Source organism: Streptomyces sp. IMTB 2501 (assembly GCF_001953885.1).
Taxonomy (GTDB): Bacteria; Actinomycetota; Actinomycetes; order Streptomycetales; family Streptomycetaceae; genus Streptomyces.
Genome location: NZ_MQUS01000013.1, coordinates 49,205 through 65,621 on the forward strand (window position 1 = coordinate 49,205; position 16,417 = coordinate 65,621).

A 16,417-nucleotide genomic window follows, 5' to 3' on the forward strand; every position below is an offset into this window, starting at 1 on the left:
CACGATGGCCAACTCCGAGACCGCGCTGAAGGAAGCCCTCACCTCCATCGAGGGCGCCACCGGCGTCGCACTCGTCGACTACACCAGCGGGATGGCGCTGGGCACGCTGGGCGGCAGCAAGAGCTTCGACATGAACGTGGCCGCCGCCGGCAACACGGACGTGATCCGCGCCAAGATGCGCACGATGGAGATGCTGGGCCTCAAGGGTGACATCGAGGACGTCCTGATCACCCTCTCGGACCAGTACCACCTGATCCGCCTGCTCAAGGGCCGCGGCGGCAACGGCCTGTTCCTCTACCTGGTCCTCGACTCGTCCCGGGCCAACCTGGCGATGGCCCGGCACCAGCTGAAGCGGATCGAGGAGGCCCTGGAGGTCTAGGACCTGGCCCAGGGCCGGTCCTGGCGGATCCCGTCGCGGACGCGGGGCACCCCCGGCGGCGTTGTCGTCGGTTGCCGGCACTCCCTCACGCTCACCTGCGCTGATGAGGCGCCGTCGATACCCCGCGACCTGATCCGCCGGGCAGGCCCTACACCGGCGCTGCGGTACGGCGGCGGGCTCCGCCCGGGGCCGCGTCGCCGGCCGCTGTGCCCGTACCGCGCAGGCCCTTCACGTCCTTGCCGGCCGGGCGCCCGCCGCGCCGGTCGAGCCAGTCGACGCGCACCCACAGCAGGGTCTCCTCGGCGCGCTCGCGCCGCCCGAGCCAGGCGGCCTTCAGCCACAGCCCGGTGCCGAGTCCGGCCAGCAGCAGGCCGCCGGCCACGGGCACCGCGAAGGACGAGCCGAGCGCGACGGCGAAGGCCAGCAGCAGCCACCAGCGGTGTCCCCGGCGCCAGGTGCGCACCGTCACCGCCCGGTCCTGCAGTACGTCGTACTTGCCCGCGCGGGCCGCGCCGCGGGCGAGGGCGGCGTACCGGCCCCGGCGCACCAGCGCCACGACCGCCGCGCCGACCAGAAACAGCACGGCTCCGGCGAGCACCCCGATCCGGCGGCCGGTCACCCCGGGCGGCAGCACCCCGACCCCCGCGGCGCACACCCCGGACCACCACAGCGGTGCGGCCCCGGCCCGTACGACGACGGCCACCCGGGCCAGGCCCTGTACTCCGCGTACTCCGCGCACCACGACCCGCCTCCTCGTCGTTCCGCCTCAGTGCTCCCGGCCGGGCACGCTAACGAGCGAACGTGAGACGAGTCTGAGAGCGCCCGCGCAGGCAGGTCACTCCACGAACAGGCCCCGTGCCACCGCCTTCGCGTCGAACTCCTCCAGCCGGGCCTGCGCCTCGGGCAGGTCGTCGCAGAGCGCCTCCAGCAGCACCCGTCCGAGCAGCATCGGAGCGCACGCGGTGTCGAAGGCGAGCCCGGTGCCGACGGCGGCGGGCAGCAGCAGGTCGGAGTACTTGGCGACCGGCGCGAACGCGGAGTCGGCGACCGTGACCGTCGTCAGGCCCACGTCCTTGGCGTAGGCGAGGGTGTCGACGACCTCGCGCGGATGCCGGGGCAGCGCGAAGCACAGCAGCGCGGAGGCGCCCGCGCGGACGGCCGCGTCGATCCGGTCCTGGATCATCGTGCCGCCCTCGTTGAGCAGCCGGACGTCCGGGTGGACCTTGGCGGCGAAGTAGGCGAAGCCGTACGCCTGGGAGGCGGCCGCCCGCAGTCCGAGCACCGGCAGCGGACGGGAGGCGGCGAGGATCCGGCCGGCCTTCTGCACCGGGCGCGGGTCGGCGAGCAGGTCGGCGAGGTGCCTCAGGTTCTCGATCTCGGCCTCGACGGCCTGCTGGTACTCGTTGAAGGCACCCGCCTCGGCGGCCGGTTCGGCCGGTACGACCTCACGCAGATGCCTGCGCAGCGCCGGATAGCCGTCGAAGCCGAGCGCGACGGCGAACCGGGTCACCGACGGCTGGCTGACCCCGGCCAGTTCGGCGAGCTCCACGCTGGACAGGAAGGGCACGTCGGCGGCCCGCCGCACCATGCTGTGCGCGATCCGGCGCTGGGTCGGTGTGAGCCGGTGACCCTCGAACAGCGCCTGCAGCCGGTTCGCGGGACTGTCCGTCACACCTGAGGTGAGACCGCCCAAGGCGACGGCCGCCGCCTCCGACGTCTCGCCGGAGGCCACACCGGTACTCCTGTCCACGCTCATGACGTGCTCCCCCTCCAGATGTCCGTGAACCGGTCGAGCAGTACGGCCGCCTGCGTCACGTCGTCCGTGAGCGGCCGGTCGGCCGGGTCGGCGTCGAGGACCGACTCGGCGAGCGCGAACGCCTCGCCGGCCGGCAGCCCCGGGTCGGGCCGCAGGTCACGCTGGCGCAGCGCGCGGACGGCGGAGACGAGTTCGCAGCCGACCACCAGACGATACGCACCGCACGCGCGCAGGGTCTGCCGCGCGGCCAGCGAGGCGAAGCTCGCCTGTTCCTCGACGCCCCGGGAGAGTACAGCGTGGCCGAGCGAGGCCGGCGCGGAGAAGGCCCGCAGCTCACCGAGGGCGGCTCCGGCCGCGTACTCCAGGATCATCACGCCGGAGGAGGCCGGCTCATGGTCGGCGAGGAAGGGACGCAGCCGGCTGTAGGCGGGCTCGTTGAGCGTGGACAGGCGGGACGTCGAGAGCCGGGCCACCTGGGTGAGCGCGAGCCTGAAGTGGTCCAGGGCGAGGGCCAGTTGGGCCTGGTAGAAGCCGCCGTGGTGGTAGGCGGCGAGGTCCTCGGGGGCGATGAGCGGGTTCTCGGCGGCCGCGTTGATCTCCACGGCCAGCACCTGCTCCAGGGCGTCGGCGGCGTCGTGCGCGGGGCCGTGGATCTGGGGCAGGCAGCGGAAGCCGTACGGGTCCTGGATCCGGCCCGGAGCCTCTCTTTCGGATCTTGCCGGGGTCGGCCGAGAGGCACCGTCGCCCGAAGCCGGCCTGACCCGACAGAGAGGCCCCGGCGGCGGGGTCGGCCGGTCGGCGGCGCCGATCAGCTCCCGCATCCGCCGGGCCACCTCGGCGCTGCCCCGGTGCGGGCCGGCGGCGTGCACGGGGGCGGCGTACGCCTCGTGGGAGCCGTCGACGGCGAGCAGGGACAGCGCCGCGACGACCTGGGTGGCGCCGATGAGCCCGCGCAGTTCGTGCAGGGCGAGCGCGGACTGGCCAAGAGTGAGGGCGTTGCTGCTGATCAGGGCGAGGGCGTCGTTGTTGTCGAGGGGCTGCGGCGCGGGGGCGCCGGCGCCGCGCCAGGGGTGCTCGCCGACGAGCGCGAGCCCGACCTGGGCCAGGGCCGCTATGTCGCCGGTGCCGACCGAGCCGAACTCGTTGACCACCGGATACGCGCCCGTCTCCAGCGCCTCGCACAGGGCCGTGACCACACCGGGCCTGAGGCCGGCGCCACCGGCCAGCAGCTGGTTGGCGCGGACGGCGAGCATCGCGCGCACCTGGCGGGCCGGGAGCTGTTCGCCGATGGCACCGGCGTGGCTGCGCAGCAGGCGCAGGCCGTGTCCGGCGGCGGCCTCGGTGGGCACGTCCTCGTTCCGGTTGGCGCCGACGCCGGTGGAGCGGCCGTAGACGCGCCCGGTGGCCGCGATCTGCCGGGCGGCGTTCCAGGAGTGCTCCACGCGCCGCATCGCGTCGGCCTCGGGGACCGGATGCGCGGTGCCGTCGGCGAGACGGACGACGTCCTCGACGCCGAGTGCGAATCCGTCCAGGACCACGGTCGCGGCGTGCGCGGATGGAACGGACTGCGGTGCGTCCACAATGCGAGACGACATCACGCCCAAAACTCCCCTCAACCCGGACATCTGATCTTGCCCTTCGGTCATCCGTTACAGCGGATTAACGTCGACCCGTTGACAAGCTATTCACACACCAAGAACTCTGCATGACGTTATACAGCCGGGCAAGGGACATCTCATGATCCAGTTCGATGCGGTCCACAAGCGCTTCCCCAACGGCACCACAGCAGTCCACGACCTCAACCTGGAGATGCCGGAGGGCGGCATCACCGTCCTGGTCGGATCCTCCGGTTGTGGCAAGACCACCACCCTGCGGATGATCAACCGGATGATCGAACCGACCTCGGGCACGATCCGCGTCGGCGGCAAGGACGTCACCCGGCAGGACGCGGCCGGACTACGCCGCTCCATCGGCTACGTCATCCAGCAGGCCGGTCTCTTTCCGCACCGCACGGTGCTCGACAACATCGCCACCGTCCCGCTGCTGCTCGGCTGGAACCGGAAGAAGGTCCGGGCCCGCGCCGCCGAACTGCTGGAGACCGTCGGCCTGGCCGCCGAGGCCGGCAAGCGCTACCCGCACCAGCTCTCCGGCGGCCAGCAGCAGCGGGTCGGCGTCGCCCGCGCCCTCGCCGCAGACCCGCCGGTGCTGCTCATGGACGAGCCGTTCGGCGCCGTCGACCCGGTCGTGCGCACCCAGCTCCAGGACGAACTGCTCAGGCTGCAGCAGGAGTTGAGCAAGACCATCGTCTTCGTCACGCACGACATCGACGAGGCCGTCCGGCTCGGCGACCGGATCGCGGTCTTCCGCACCGGCGGCCATCTGGTCCAGTGGGCCCCGCCCGCCGAACTCCTGGCCCGCCCGGCCGACGACTTCGTGGCCGACTTCCTCGGCGCCGAGCGCGGACTGAAGCTGCTGTCCCTGAAGACCCTCGCCGACGTCCCGCAGGGCCCGGCACCCGAAGGCGGCGCCTGGACCCTCGTACTCGACGCGCGGAACAAGCCGCTCCACTGGGCCTCGAAGAACGCCGAGCTCCCGGTCCGCCCGCTCAGGGACACCGACTCCCTCCTCTCCGCCCTCAACGAGTCGGTCGCCTCGCTCACCGGTCTGATCGCCCGCGTCGACGCCGACGGCGTCCTCACCGGAGTCTCCTCCCGCGACGACATCCACGAGCATGCCGGGCGCGCCCACGCCGAAGTGCGGGTGGCCGCATGACGATCGACTGGTCCTGGATATCGGCCCACACCGACGACCTCACCACCCTCACGCTCTCCCACCTCCAGGCCGCGCTCACGGCCGTCGCCCTCGGCCTGCTGATCTCGCTCCCGCTGGCCGTGGTCGCCCACCGGATCCCCCGGCTGCGCGGCTTCCTGCTCGGCGCGTCCAACGTCCTCTTCACGATCCCGTCGATCGCGATCTTCGTACTCCTCCTGCCGGTCAGCGGCCTGACCCGCACCACCACCGTGACCGGCCTGACCGTCTACACCCTGGTCGTCCTGCTGCGGAACACCGTCGAGGGCCTCGACTCGGTCCCCGTGAAGGTCAAGGAGGCGGCGAAGGCGATGGGCACGCGTCCCCTGCGCACGCTCCTCACCGTCGAGTTCCCCCTCGCGCTCCCCGTGATCTTCGCCGGCGTCCGTATCGCCACCGTCATGTCGATCTCCCTCGTCTCCGTCGCGACCTACATCGGCGACGGCGGCCTCGGCCAGCTCTTCACCGACGGCTTCCAGCGCAACTTCCCGACCCCGGTGATCGCCGGAGTGGTCCTCACCCTGCTCCTCGCCGTCGTCGCCGACGCGGCGCTGGTCGCCGTCCAGTACGCCCTCACCCCCTGGACCAGGAGGCGAGCCTGAGATGTACGAGCTCCTGAAGAACCTCGGCGCCTGGCTGACCAGCGGCGCCCAGTGGACCGGCCCCGACGGCATCGCCCACCGCCTCGCCGAACACCTGCAGTACTCCCTGCTGGCCACGCTCATCGCCGCCGCCATCGGCCTCCCGCTCGGCCTGCTGATCGGCCACACCGGCAAGGGCGCGTTCATCGCGATCAACCTCGCCTCCTTCGGCCGAGCGCTGCCGACCGTCGGCCTGGTCGTGCTGGTGTTCCTGGCCGGCGGCCTGTCGATGCTGCCGGTGTACGTCGCGCTGGTCGCCCTCGCGGTCCCGGCGATCGTCACCAACACCTACGCCGGCATGACCGCCGTCGACCCGGACGTGAAGGACGCGGCGCGCGGCCAGGGCATGCGGGGCCACCAGGTCCTGTTCCAGGTCGAACTGCCGCTCGCGCTGCCGCTGATCATGACAGGCCTGCGCCTCGCCCTGATCCAGGTGGTCGCCACGGCGACCATCGCCGCGTACGTGTCCTTCGGCGGCCTGGGCCGCTACGTCTTCGACGGCCTCGCCCAGCGCGACCTGGTCCAGGTGCTCGGCGGCGCGGTGCTGGTCGCCGCGGTCGCCGTCGTCCTGGACGTGGCCCTGGCCGGCCTCCAGCGCTTCCTCTTCCGCCACCGCACCGCGTAGGGATCTTCGAAATGCATCGTCGTACTGTCCTCGGCGGCCTGTTCGCGGTCGCCTCCGTCCCCGCCCTCTCCGCCTGCGCGAGCGGCATCACCTCCCTCAACGGCCAGGGATCCGGCACCGGCGGCGGTGGCTCCAGCAAGGGCGGAGTCACCATCGGCACGGCCAACTTCACCGAGAACCAGGTGCTCGGCTACCTCTACGCGGCCGCCCTGAAGGGCGCCGGCGTGAAGGTGACCGTCCGACCCAACCTCGGCACCCGCGAGATCGTCATCCCCGCCCTCAGGGGCGGCGACATCGACCTCCTGCCCGAGTACCAAGGCGCCCTGCTCAACTACCTCGACCCGAAGGCCACGCCCACCGAATCGGGCGAGATGCAGAACACCCTCACCCAGGCCCTTCCGGCCGGACTCCAGGTGCTGCCGTACGGCATAGCGGAGGACTCCGACGCCTTCGTCGTCACCCGCGAAACCGCGAAGAAGTACGGCCTGACCTCCCTCGCCGACCTGAAGAAGCAGAACGGCAAGCTGGTCATCGGCGCCGCGCCCGAGGTGAAGAAGCGGCAGGTCGGCGCGGTCGGCCTGCAGGACGTGTACGGCGTGGAGTTCAAGGAGTTCAAGTCGCTGGACTCCGACGGGCCGCTGGTCAAGGGCGCGTTGCAGAAGGGCGACGTGGACGTGGCGAACCTCTTCACCACCGACACCGACATCCAGGCCAACGGCTGGGTGGTGCTCACCGACCCCGCGCACCTCATCCCCAGCCAGCACATCGTCCCGCTCATCGCCGACCGCAAGGCCGACGACACCGTCCGCAAGGCCCTCGCCAGGCTGGGCAACCTGCTGACCACGGCCCAGCTCACCGAGCTGAACCGGCAGGTGGACAAGGACAAGAAGGACCCCGCGGACGTGGCCGACGCCTATGCCAGGCAGCACGGACTGGTGAAGTAGGGGGGTTGTCCCCAGTGCGGAGGGCATGAGCGCTCCTTAGTGTGGCTCTCATGAGCGCACTGGACCCTCGGGACACCGACCTGAGGAAAGAACTCGACGCCACCCTCCAGACCCGCAGGGAACTGGGCGAGGAGTACGAGCCGGCGCTGGTCGACTCCTTCCTGGAGAAGGTCGAGCAGCGGATCGACGACGCGGTGGACCGCCGGGTGCGGCGGCATCTGGCCGAGCAGCAGATGGCGAGTGCGCGCGGCACCCGGCGCCCGAAGGACGCCGACACCTGGCCGGAGCGGTTCGGGTTCGCCATCATCTCGCTGGTCCTGGCGATACCGCTGACCGCCGTCGGCGGCGGCATCGCGGGGACGACCGGGACGATCGCCACCTGGGTCGGCATCGTCGGCGTCAACTTCGCCCAGGCGGTACGGCTCAACCCGGAGTTGCTCGGCGGCCGCCGCGACCGCTCCCGCGAGGACGGCTGAGCCGCACGCCTGCCGGATCGGCACGACCATGATCCGGCCCAGGCCGACGTGCCGGGGCGGGCTGGTGGCACAGGCGACGGCGTGCCGGCACCGGCGAACCCACATGCCGGCCGAAAAGACTGTCGCGGGGACCGCCGCACCCCCGTTGCCGGGGGGCGGGACGACGGCGGTCCCCGCGAGGGACGCGGGCCGGGTCAGGGCCGGGCTTGCGCGTCCATGGCGTCCATGGAGGTCCGGGAGCCGCTCCGGAGGTCCTTGGCGCCGTTCGGCGCCGGCCTGGGCGGGGAGCCGCTCCCGCCCCTGCCGACACCCACTAATGTGCCGGACCCGTGTTAAGCGGGTGCTGCGCGCACGTGACGCGCTCGTACCACTTCCGCGAACCCCGCCTCACCTCAAGTGGCTGCCGTGAACCCCCAGTTCACCGGGACTTCGCCGCTACTTCCCGCCCTTGGCCAGGAAGGCCAGCAGGTCCTGCCGGCTGACCACGCCGGTCGGCTTGCCCTCGACCAGGACGATCGCCGCGTCGGCCGAGCCGAGCACGGACATCAGGTCGCCGACCGGCTCGCCGGAGCCGACCTGGGGCAGCGGGGCGCACATGTGCTTCTCCAGCGGGTCGTCGAGGGACGCGCGCTTGTTGAACAGGGCGTCCAGCAGCTCCCGTTCCACCACGGACCCGACGACCTCGGCGGCCATCACGTCCGGGTGGCCGGCGCCCGGCTTGACGACCGGCATCTGCGAGACGCCGTACTCGCGCAGCACCTCGATGGCTTGTCCGACGGTCTCCTCGGGGTGCATGTGCACCAGGGACGGGATGGTCGCGCCCGCCTTGAAGTTCAGGACGTCGGCGACGCGGGCGCTCGGTCCCTCGTCCTCCAGGAAGCCGTAGTCGGCCATCCACTCGTCGTTGAAGATCTTGCTGAGGTAGCCGCGGCCGCTGTCGGGCAGGAGCACGACCACGACGTCGTCGGGCCCGAGCCGCTCGGCGACGCGCAGCGCGGCCACGACGGCCATACCGCAGGAGCCGCCGACGAGCAGACCCTCCTCCTTGGCGAGGCGGCGGGTCATCTGGAAGGCGTCCTTGTCGGACACGGCGACGATCTCGTCGGCGACGGTGCGGTCGTAGGCGGTCGGCCAGAAGTCCTCGCCGACGCCCTCGATCAGGTAGGGCCGCCCGGAGCCGCCGGAGTAGACGGACCCCTCCGGGTCGGCGCCGATGACCTGGACCTTGCCGTCGCTGGCGTCCTTCAGATAGCGGCCGGTGCCGGAGATGGTCCCGCCCGTGCCCACGCCCGCCACGAAGTGGGTGATCTTCCCCTCGGTCTGCTCCCACAGCTCGGGACCGGTCGAGTGATAGTGCGAGAGCGGGTTGTTGGGGTTGGAGTACTGGTCGGGCTTCCACGCGCCCGGGGTCTCGCGGACGAGCCGGTCGGAGACGTTGTAGTACGAGTCCGGGTGCTCGGGGTCCACGGCGGTCGGGCAGACGACCACTTCGGCACCGTACGCGCGCAGCACGTTGATCTTGTCGGTGGAGACCTTGTCAGGGCAGACGAAGATGCACTTGTAGCCCTTCTGCTGGGCGACGATCGCCAGCCCCACACCGGTGTTGCCACTGGTCGGCTCCACGATCGTGCCGCCCGGCTTCAGCTCCCCGCTCTGCTCGGCGGCCTCGATCATGCGCAGGGCGATACGGTCCTTCACGGAGCCGCCCGGGTTGAAGTACTCCACCTTGGCCAGGACGGTCGCCTGGATGCCCTTGGTCACGTTGTTGAGCCTCACCAGCGGGGTGTTGCCGACGAGGCTGATCATCGAGTCGTGGAATTGCACCGTTGTCTCCGGTTGCTGCAAAAGATGTGGTCGTAGTGGTGTCGCCAGCCTAAGGCCAGCTGTGCGGCGGAGGCGGCCGTTCACTCCTCGTTGAGATTGGCGTACGGGCTGTACGGGGCAAGGAGTGGATGTACCGGCTACGAGGAGGTGGCGGCGACGCATGACGAGCATGTCGAGGGCGAGAGTGGCCCGGCGTATCGCGGCCGGAGCGGCGTACGGCGGTGGCGGGGCCGGGCTGATCGGGGCGGCCGCGGTCGGCGTGCTGCTGGCGGAGGTACGGCTGGCCCGCCGCCACGTGGGCAACGGCAGCAGCGGCCGCGTCCCGGTGGCCGACGGGTTGTACGGATGGGAATCGCCTCGCTCGGACAGAGCCGGGAGCGGGGGGAGCGGTGTCGCGTACGGCGTCCCTGATGAACCACCTCTCCGCCTGGCCCTGCTCGGCGACTCGACGGCGGCCGGGCAGGGCGTGCACCGGGCGGGGCAGACACCGGGCGCACTGCTGGCCTCGGGACTGGCGGCGGTGGCGGAACGCCCCGTGGAACTGCGGAACGTCGCCCAGCCCGGGGCCCAGTCCGACGCCCTGGACCGCCAGGTGGCCCTCGTCCTCTCCGCGTCCTCACCCGTCCCCGACATCTGCGTGATCATGATCGGCGCGAACGACGTGACGCACCGGATGCCACCGACCCGTTCGGTACGTCATCTGTCGGCGGCGGTACGACGGCTGCGCACGGCCGGTGCGGAGGTGGTGGTCGGCACCTGTCCCGACCTCGGCACGATCGAGCCGGTGCAGCAGCCGCTGCGCTGGCTGGCCCGGCGGGCCTCCCGGCAGCTGGCGGCCGCCCAGACGATCGGGGTCGTGGAACAGGGCGGGCGCACGGTGTCGCTGGGCGACCTGCTGGGCCCCGAGTTCGAGGCGAACCCGCGGGAGCTGTTCGGCCCTGACAACTACCACCCCTCGGCGGAGGGCTACGCGACGGCGGCGATGGCCGTACTGCCGACGGTGTGCGCGGCACTGGGCCTGTGGCCGGCGGAGGAGGAACGTCCCGACGTCTCCCGCCGCGAGGGCTTCCTGCCCGTCGCCCGCGCCGCGGCCGAGGCGGCCTCGGAGGCCGGCACGGAGGTCACGGCGGCGATGCCGACGGGGCCGCGGGGACCGTGGGCGCTGCTCAAGCGGAGGCGGCGGCGCCGGGTACCGGAGGCCGAGCCCGCACGCCCGTCGGTGTGACCGTCTGGGGCTCCGCCCCCCAGCACCTCTTGGTACGACAGGCACGGAAAAGCAAGCGCTTAGACAATTGCGGTCAGTGTCACACCGCAACACCAGTGACCTGATTCATACGGGCGGGTAACTTCCCAGACGGCCCTGCCCGAGAACAACACCGTCCACTGGAGCCGTGATGCCCGAAGCCGTCATCGTCTCGACCGCCCGCTCCCCCATCGGCCGCGCCGTCAAGGGCTCCCTCAAGGATCTCCGCCCCGACGACCTGACCGCCACGATCATCCAGGCCGCGCTTGCCAAGATCCCCGAGCTGGACCCCCGGGACATCGACGACCTGATGCTCGGCTGCGGCCTCCCCGGCGGCGAGCAGGGCCACAACCTCGGCCGGATCGTCGCCGTGCAGATGGGCATGGACCACCTGCCGGGCTGCACGATCACCCGTTACTGCTCCTCGTCCCTGCAGACCTCCCGCATGGCCCTGCACGCCATCAAGGCCGGCGAGGGCGACGTCTTCATCTCCGCCGGTGTCGAGACGGTCTCCCGTTTCATCAAGGGCAGCTCCGACGGCCTCCCGGACACGCACAACCCGCTGTTCGCCGAGGCCGAGGCCCGTACCGAGGCGGTCGCCCAGCAGGAGGGCACGACCTGGCACGACCCGCGCGAGGACGGCCTGCTGCCCGACCCGTACATCGCGATGGGCCAGACCGCGGAGAACCTGGCCCGTGCCAAGGGCATCACCCGCCAGGACATGGACGAGTTCGGTGTCCGCTCGCAGAACCTGGCCGAGCAGGCCATCAAGAACGGCTTCTGGGAGCGCGAGATCACCCCGGTGACCCTCCCGGACGGCACGGTCGTCAGCCAGGACGACGGTCCCCGCGCCGGCGTCACCCTGGAGGGCGTCGCGGGCCTGAAGCCGGTCTTCCGCCCCGACGGCCTGGTCACGGCCGGCAACTGCTGCCCGCTCAACGACGGCGCCGCGGCCGTCGTCATCATGTCCGACACCAAGGCCCGCGAGCTGGGCCTGACCCCGCTCGCCCGCATCGTGTCGACCGGTGTCTCCGGCCTCTCCCCCGAGATCATGGGCCTCGGCCCGGTCGAGGCGAGCAAGCAGGCGCTCCGGCGGGCCGGCCTCACCATCGACGACATCGACCTGGTCGAGATCAACGAGGCCTTCGCCGCCCAGGTGATCCCCTCCTACCGGGACCTCGGCATCGACATCGACAGGCTGAACGTCAACGGCGGTGCCATCGCCGTCGGCCACCCCTTCGGCATGACCGGCGCCCGGATCACCGGCACGCTCATCAACTCCCTGCAGTGGCACGACAAGCAGTTCGGCCTGGAGACGATGTGTGTCGGCGGCGGCCAGGGCATGGCGATGGTCATCGAGCGCCTCAGCTGACCCACCCTCCGTAGCGTGACGGGCACGTCCCGTCAGGAACCGGCCCGGAACCGAGGAATCCCCGAGGTTCCGGGCCTTTTCGTGATCCAATCTCCCCCAGGATGTGACCTATCTCGCTCGCTGCACCCATCAGTGCAGGTCAGGGCAGGTCAGCGCGGTACGCAACAACATCACGAACCCAAAGTCCTGTCCGTTTCGTGACGTTACGCACTGACAGCTGCTTAGTCCGCCCTTCAAGCTGATGTAGGAAGTCGGGGGTCGACTTTGAACCGGGAGTACGTCAGTGAGCGCCATGCCGATCGCCCTGCTGCTCACCACGGTCGCCACCGGCGCCGTGGGCGTCGCCGTCCTGCGCACTGTCCTGAAGCTGCGCCGCCAGCTGACGGATCTGCAGCAGCAGCTCGCCTACAACCAGGCGGCCACCACCCGTGCCCTGCTGCCGAGCGCCCGCACCCACGCCGACGCCGACCAGATACGCGCGGCCGTGGCCGAGGCGCTCGCCGAGGAGCGGGAGCGGGAGCTGGCCGAGGCGCGTGCCTTCTGGGCCGCGCAGGAGTCCCGTGACGCCTCCGACTCCCCGTCCCTGCTGGGCCTGCCCGAGGCCGACCTGTTCCTGCCCCGGCAGAGCGACTTCGTCGGACTGGAGCCGGTGTCCGAGCCGAGCGCCGACACCGACGAGTTCGCCGGGGGTACCCCCGCTGGGGGTGAGTCCCCGGAACTGGCCGCGGCCCGCCGCCGCCACCCCTCGCACCCCGACTTCGTCCCGGTGCAGTCCCCGGCGGTGAACGACCACGAGCGCACGGTGACCACGCTGGAGCAGCTGGCCGCCGACCGCATCGAGCTCTCCGACGTCCGCCCGGGCCCGCTCGGCACCCTCGACGTCTATGTCTTCGCCGACGGCACCACCCTGTGCATGACCCCGGGCCACCGTGAGACCGCCGAACGCCTGGCAACAGCCGTGGAAGCAGGCGAGGCCCCCTATCTCCTCGGCGGCTCCGGCATCTCCGGCGCCTACACCCTCACCTTCGCCTGTGGCGAGGACACGGTCTACATCCTGGCCGACAGGGTCATAGCGTCACTGTGACGGTCACGAGGACACAGGGCGGGGAACAGCCGACTCAAACCCCCGCCCTCTCCCGCGCCTCCTCCACCACCCGCACCGCCTCGGCGACCTCATCCTCACTCCGCAACACCACCGCCAAATCATGCGCGGCCACGAGGATTTGATCAGCGACGGCGAACATCCCGGCATCCGGCATCTCCCGGGGCTCGGCCCCCGGCTCCTCAACGGCCTGTGCCCGCCGAACCAACTCCCTGGCCAGCGTCAGAGCCTCGGCCGCGGCCCCTCTCTGCAGCCGACTCTGCGGAGCAGCCCGCAATCGGTCGGCAAAGTGATCCACTGCTTGGGTCAAGGGCGTCGTATCAACCACGCGCCGAGCGTAACGTGCCGCACTGTTGCCAATACGCGAACGCTCAGGCACGGTGACGTGAAGGACCGGCTTACATCCCCTTTGCGTTCGGAGGCGCCGATGTCCCAACTCTTCTCCGAGGAGACCCACCGCAATCTGCTCGCCCGCATCCCCCATTGCACCGGTCGTGAAGTCTCCGACTGGTTGCGCACCGTAGAAGAAGGCCCCGCCCTGGTCCGCTTCGAGGAGAAGGTCAGCTGGCTCCGGCACGAGTACGACCTCGCGTACGGTCACGCGAAGGCGATCGTCCATGAGTACGACCTCAGGAGGGCAGCCCGCAAGCTGCTCTAGACGACGGAGGGCCCCGGGTCGCAACCCGGGGCCCTCCTCACATCACGGCCGGCGCGTGCGCTAGTCGTTGTTGGTGAAGATCGCCACCAGCCGCAGCATCTCCACGTAGATCCACACCAGGGTCATGGTGAGGCCGAACGCGGCCAGCCAGGACTCGTTACGCGGGGCGCCGTAGGCGATGCCGTCCTCGATCTGCTTGAAGTCGAGGGTCAGGAAGAACGCGCCGAGCAGGATCGCGATGATGCCGACGAGCGCGCCGAGCGGGCCGAAGCTGCGCAGACCGCCGTTCTCGGCGACGCCGAACGCGACCAGCAGCAGGTTGACCGCCATGACCACCATGAACGCCATGGCGATGGCGATACCGACGCGGGCGTAGCGGGCGGTGACGCGGATCCAGCCGGCCTTGTAGACCAGGAGGGTCGCGGCCGAGACCGCCATGGTGCCGAGCACCGCCTGGAAGGGGGCGCCGCTCCAGCGGCTGTTGTACATCTCGCTGATGACACCGAGGAAGACGCCCTCGAAGGCGGCGTACCCGAGGATCAGCGCGGGCGACGGGGTGCGCTTGAAGCTCTGGATCATCGCCAGTACGAACGCGACGATCGCGGAGCCGATGGCCAGGCCGTAGCTCGTCGTCGAGACCGGCAGCAGCGCCCACGCGAGGACGGCGCCGACGGCGACGGTGCCGAGCGTGAGGGCCGAGCGGACGACGACGTCGTCCATGGTCATCCGGTCGGTGGTGACCGGAGCCTGCGGCGGGGCGCCGTACTGGACGCCGCCCTGCGCGTACGGGTTCTGGGCGTAGGGGTTCTGCGCGTACGGGTTGCCCTGTGCGTACCCGGCCTGCGGTGCGGTGTTGAAGCCGGCGTAGCCGTTGTCGCGGCTGAACCCCCGTCGCGAGAAGACCGGGTTACTGCTCCTCATTTCACTCCTCCATGGCTGCCGTGCGCAGCCTTGGCGTCAAGAGTAATGGATTGGCAAAGGACCGACCATGATACTTGAGGAGGATCTTTCCCCTGCCGTGCTCTCCAACACGCTACGCGTACCGGCGATTCCCGGCCAAGGGTGATCGCGTTCCATGACAAACCTGCTACGCGACCGAGATGTGGCGCTACCCCAGCGGAAACCCGGTGTACGCCTCGGCCAGTTCGGTCTCGGCCGCGCGGGAGGAGGCGATCCGTTCCAGCCGGGCCCGCTGGAGGCGGGCGTCGAAAGGCGTACCGTCCGGGGCCGGATGGAGCATCGTCGTCATGTCGTAGGAGAACCGCTCGGCCTGCCAGACGCGGCGCAGGCAGGTCGCGGAGTAGGAGTCGAGGAGGGCCGGGGAGCCGGTGTCCCTCTCGTGGACCAGGGCACGGGCGAGGGTGACGACGTCACCGACGGCGAGGTTCAGCCCCTTGGCGCCGGTCGGCGGGACGATATGGGCGGCGTCGCCGGCGAGGAAGAGGCGGCCGTGGCGCATCGGCTCGTGGACGAAGGACCGCATGGGCGTGACCGACTTGTGGGTGATGGGGCCGCGCTCCAGTCGCCAGTCGTCGGCCTCGAAGCGCCGCTCCAGTTCCGACCAGATCGCGTCGTCGGTCCACTCGTCGGCGTCCGTGCCGGCGGGCACCTGGAGGTAGAGGCGGGAGACGGACGGGGAGCGCATGGACAGCAGGGCGAAGCCGCGCTCGTGGCGGGCGTAGACGAGTTCGTCGTGCGAGGGCGCGACGTCGGCGAGGATGCCGAGCCAGGCGTAGGGGTACGTCCGCTCGAACGCGCGGGAGAGGCCGGCCGGGAAGGCCCCCCGGGCCACACCCCAGAAGCCGTCGCAGCCGACGGCGTAGTCGCACTCCAGCACGTCCTCGCGGCCCTGGTGCCGGAACGGGATGCGCGGCCGGTCGCCGTCCGCGCCCTCGACCGACAGCACCTCCGCCTCGAACAGCAGCGGTCCGCCCTCCTTCAGCTGAAGGGCGATCAGGTCCTTGCAGACCTCGGTCTGGGCGTACACCATCACCGACCGGCCGCCGGTCAGGCCGGGGAAGTCGACGCGGTGACGGCGGCGGTCGAAGCGCAGTTCGATGCCGTCGTGCCGCAGCCCCTCCCGGTCCATCCGCTCGCCGGCGCCGACTTCGCGCAGCACGTCCACCGTGCCCTGCTCCAGGACCCCGGCGCGCTGGCGGTGCTCGACGTAGGCGCGGTCGCGGCTCTCCAGGACGACCGAGGCGATGCCGGCGCGGTGCAGCAGCCGCGCGAGCAGCAGTCCGGCCGGTCCCGCTCCGATGATCCCGACGGTGGTGCGCATCGACTCTGTCCCTTCCCGCGGCGTCACTGCCTCAGACTGAGGTTCCGGGATTTCCTGGTCTCCCTCTGTTCGTCTGGTGAAATTTTTTTCACTCATCGGTGGGCCGAGTCTGCGCCGGGGGGTATCCGATGTCAATGGGTAGGGCTGCGGCCAAGGCGCGGTTGGTGCCCGGAGCCGGACTTGAACCGGCACGCCCGCGAAGGGGCAGCGAGGTTTAAGCTCGCCGTGTCTGCATTCCACCATCCGGGCAGGCCATGGGCTCCGCTTCGAGGTTCGAGCCTATCGGGACGCATCCCCCGAACAGCGGA

The 16,417-nt window shown here is 71.0% G+C and carries 17 protein-coding genes and 1 tRNA gene; 10 read left to right on the forward strand and 8 right to left on the reverse strand.

Translation table 11 applies throughout. The annotated features are described in order from the left end of the window. Positions 1–4: 4 nt before the first annotated feature. Positions 5–379, forward strand: a complete 375-nt coding sequence (locus AV521_RS22685) for a hypothetical protein (RefSeq protein ID WP_076090325.1) — start codon at positions 5–7, stop codon at positions 377–379. A gap of 148 nt (positions 380–527) precedes the next feature. Here AV521_RS22685 and AV521_RS22690 read toward each other — a convergent pair whose 3' ends face one another. The 3 genes from AV521_RS22690 to AV521_RS22700 form a co-directional block, all read right to left on the reverse strand. Continuing rightward, positions 528–1,121, reverse strand: a complete 594-nt coding sequence (locus AV521_RS22690) for a hypothetical protein (protein ID WP_179023310.1) — start codon at positions 1,119–1,121, stop codon at positions 528–530. Between the two features lie 93 nt (positions 1,122–1,214). Further along, positions 1,215–2,135: a MurR/RpiR family transcriptional regulator gene (locus AV521_RS22695; protein ID WP_256725653.1), complete on the reverse strand. Its 921-nt coding sequence runs from the start codon at positions 2,133–2,135 to the stop codon at positions 1,215–1,217. Then, the gene (locus tag AV521_RS22700; protein WP_179023312.1) at positions 2,132–3,730 is read right to left on the reverse strand and encodes an aromatic amino acid ammonia-lyase; all 1,599 of its coding nucleotides are present in this window, start codon (positions 3,728–3,730) and stop codon (positions 2,132–2,134) included. The genes AV521_RS22695 and AV521_RS22700 overlap by 4 nt, the downstream gene beginning before the upstream one ends. A 142-nt stretch (positions 3,731–3,872) precedes the next feature. Here AV521_RS22700 and AV521_RS22705 point away from each other — a divergent pair, with 142 nt between their 5' ends. From AV521_RS22705 to AV521_RS22725, 5 genes are read left to right on the forward strand one after another with little or no spacing between them, the layout of a single operon-like run. Next, positions 3,873–4,907 carry an ABC transporter ATP-binding protein gene (locus AV521_RS22705; RefSeq protein WP_076090327.1) on the forward strand — a complete coding sequence of 345 codons (1,035 nt, stop codon included), beginning with the start codon at positions 3,873–3,875 and terminating at the stop codon, positions 4,905–4,907. Then, positions 4,904–5,545 (forward strand): ABC transporter permease, encoded by a 642-nt coding sequence (locus AV521_RS22710; protein WP_076090328.1) that lies wholly within the window; start codon positions 4,904–4,906, stop codon positions 5,543–5,545. Before AV521_RS22705 ends, AV521_RS22710 begins: the two co-directional genes overlap by 4 nt. Position 5,546: 1 nt before the next feature. After that, complete coding sequence (locus AV521_RS22715) at positions 5,547–6,209, forward strand: ABC transporter permease (protein ID WP_076090329.1); 663 nt, start codon at positions 5,547–5,549, stop codon at positions 6,207–6,209. An 11-nt stretch (positions 6,210–6,220) separates the two neighbouring features. Beyond that, on the forward strand, positions 6,221–7,153 hold the full coding sequence (locus AV521_RS22720; RefSeq protein ID WP_076090330.1) for an ABC transporter substrate-binding protein: 933 nt from the start codon (positions 6,221–6,223) through the stop codon (positions 7,151–7,153). Between the two features lie 50 nt (positions 7,154–7,203). After that, positions 7,204–7,629, forward strand: a complete 426-nt coding sequence (locus AV521_RS22725; protein ID WP_076090331.1) for a hypothetical protein — start codon at positions 7,204–7,206, stop codon at positions 7,627–7,629. A gap of 435 nt (positions 7,630–8,064) precedes the next feature. Here the strand turns inward: AV521_RS22725 and AV521_RS22730 are convergent, their stop codons facing one another. Next, the gene (locus AV521_RS22730) at positions 8,065–9,453 is read right to left on the reverse strand and encodes a cystathionine beta-synthase (protein ID WP_076090332.1); all 1,389 of its coding nucleotides are present in this window, start codon (positions 9,451–9,453) and stop codon (positions 8,065–8,067) included. 160 nt (positions 9,454–9,613) lie between these two features. On the opposite strand from AV521_RS22730, the gene AV521_RS22735 reads away from it, so the two are divergent. The 3 genes from AV521_RS22735 (at position 9,614) to AV521_RS22745 (ending at position 13,152) form a co-directional block, all read left to right on the forward strand. Beyond that, positions 9,614–10,678: an SGNH/GDSL hydrolase family protein gene (locus AV521_RS22735; RefSeq protein ID WP_179023314.1), complete on the forward strand. Its 1,065-nt coding sequence runs from the start codon at positions 9,614–9,616 to the stop codon at positions 10,676–10,678. 169 nt (positions 10,679–10,847) lie between these two features. Beyond that, positions 10,848–12,068, forward strand: coding sequence for an acetyl-CoA C-acetyltransferase (locus AV521_RS22740; protein ID WP_076090334.1), 1,221 nt, complete (start codon positions 10,848–10,850; stop codon positions 12,066–12,068). A 283-nt stretch (positions 12,069–12,351) separates the two neighbouring features. Further along, on the forward strand, positions 12,352–13,152 hold the full coding sequence (locus AV521_RS22745; protein WP_076090335.1) for a hypothetical protein: 801 nt from the start codon (positions 12,352–12,354) through the stop codon (positions 13,150–13,152). 34 nt (positions 13,153–13,186) lie between these two features. Here the strand turns inward: AV521_RS22745 and AV521_RS22750 are convergent, their stop codons facing one another. After that, the gene (locus AV521_RS22750) at positions 13,187–13,498 is read right to left on the reverse strand and encodes a hypothetical protein (protein ID WP_076090336.1); all 312 of its coding nucleotides are present in this window, start codon (positions 13,496–13,498) and stop codon (positions 13,187–13,189) included. Between the two features lie 99 nt (positions 13,499–13,597). Between AV521_RS22750 and AV521_RS22755 the strand changes: the two genes are divergently transcribed. Next, a complete protein-coding gene (locus AV521_RS22755) occupies positions 13,598–13,828 on the forward strand; it encodes a DUF4287 domain-containing protein (RefSeq protein ID WP_067045839.1) in 231 nt (76 codons plus the stop codon). A gap of 60 nt (positions 13,829–13,888) precedes the next feature. Here AV521_RS22755 and AV521_RS22760 read toward each other — a convergent pair whose 3' ends face one another. The 3 genes from AV521_RS22760 to AV521_RS22770 form a co-directional block, all read right to left on the reverse strand. Beyond that, positions 13,889–14,749: a Bax inhibitor-1/YccA family protein gene (locus AV521_RS22760; protein ID WP_076090337.1), complete on the reverse strand. Its 861-nt coding sequence runs from the start codon at positions 14,747–14,749 to the stop codon at positions 13,889–13,891. Between the two features lie 187 nt (positions 14,750–14,936). Continuing rightward, positions 14,937–16,109 carry a 4-hydroxybenzoate 3-monooxygenase gene (locus AV521_RS22765; protein WP_076090338.1) on the reverse strand — a complete coding sequence of 391 codons (1,173 nt, stop codon included), beginning with the start codon at positions 16,107–16,109 and terminating at the stop codon, positions 14,937–14,939. Between the two features lie 162 nt (positions 16,110–16,271). Next, positions 16,272–16,358, reverse strand: a tRNA-Leu gene (locus AV521_RS22770). Positions 16,359–16,417: the final 59 nt, after the last annotated feature.

Coding starts and splice junctions, on each gene's coding strand:
- AV521_RS22695 (WP_256725653.1), bottom strand. CDS start 2,135: ATGAGCGTGGACAGGAGTACCGGTGTGGCCTCCGGCGAGACGTCGGAG.
- AV521_RS22710 (WP_076090328.1), top strand. CDS start 4,904: ATGACGATCGACTGGTCCTGGATATCGGCCCACACCGACGACCTCACC.
- AV521_RS22760 (WP_076090337.1), bottom strand. CDS start 14,749: ATGAGGAGCAGTAACCCGGTCTTCTCGCGACGGGGGTTCAGCCGCGAC.
- AV521_RS22685 (WP_076090325.1), top strand. CDS start 5: ATGGCCAACTCCGAGACCGCGCTGAAGGAAGCCCTCACCTCCATCGAG.
- AV521_RS22715 (WP_076090329.1), top strand. CDS start 5,547: ATGTACGAGCTCCTGAAGAACCTCGGCGCCTGGCTGACCAGCGGCGCC.
- AV521_RS22735 (WP_179023314.1), top strand. CDS start 9,614: ATGACGAGCATGTCGAGGGCGAGAGTGGCCCGGCGTATCGCGGCCGGA.
- AV521_RS22720 (WP_076090330.1), top strand. CDS start 6,221: ATGCATCGTCGTACTGTCCTCGGCGGCCTGTTCGCGGTCGCCTCCGTC.
- AV521_RS22705 (WP_076090327.1), top strand. CDS start 3,873: ATGATCCAGTTCGATGCGGTCCACAAGCGCTTCCCCAACGGCACCACA.
- AV521_RS22755 (WP_067045839.1), top strand. CDS start 13,598: ATGTCCCAACTCTTCTCCGAGGAGACCCACCGCAATCTGCTCGCCCGC.
- AV521_RS22765 (WP_076090338.1), bottom strand. CDS start 16,109: ATGCGCACCACCGTCGGGATCATCGGAGCGGGACCGGCCGGACTGCTG.
- AV521_RS22700 (WP_179023312.1), bottom strand. CDS start 3,730: ATGTCGTCTCGCATTGTGGACGCACCGCAGTCCGTTCCATCCGCGCAC.
- AV521_RS22725 (WP_076090331.1), top strand. CDS start 7,204: ATGAGCGCACTGGACCCTCGGGACACCGACCTGAGGAAAGAACTCGAC.
- AV521_RS22740 (WP_076090334.1), top strand. CDS start 10,848: ATGCCCGAAGCCGTCATCGTCTCGACCGCCCGCTCCCCCATCGGCCGC.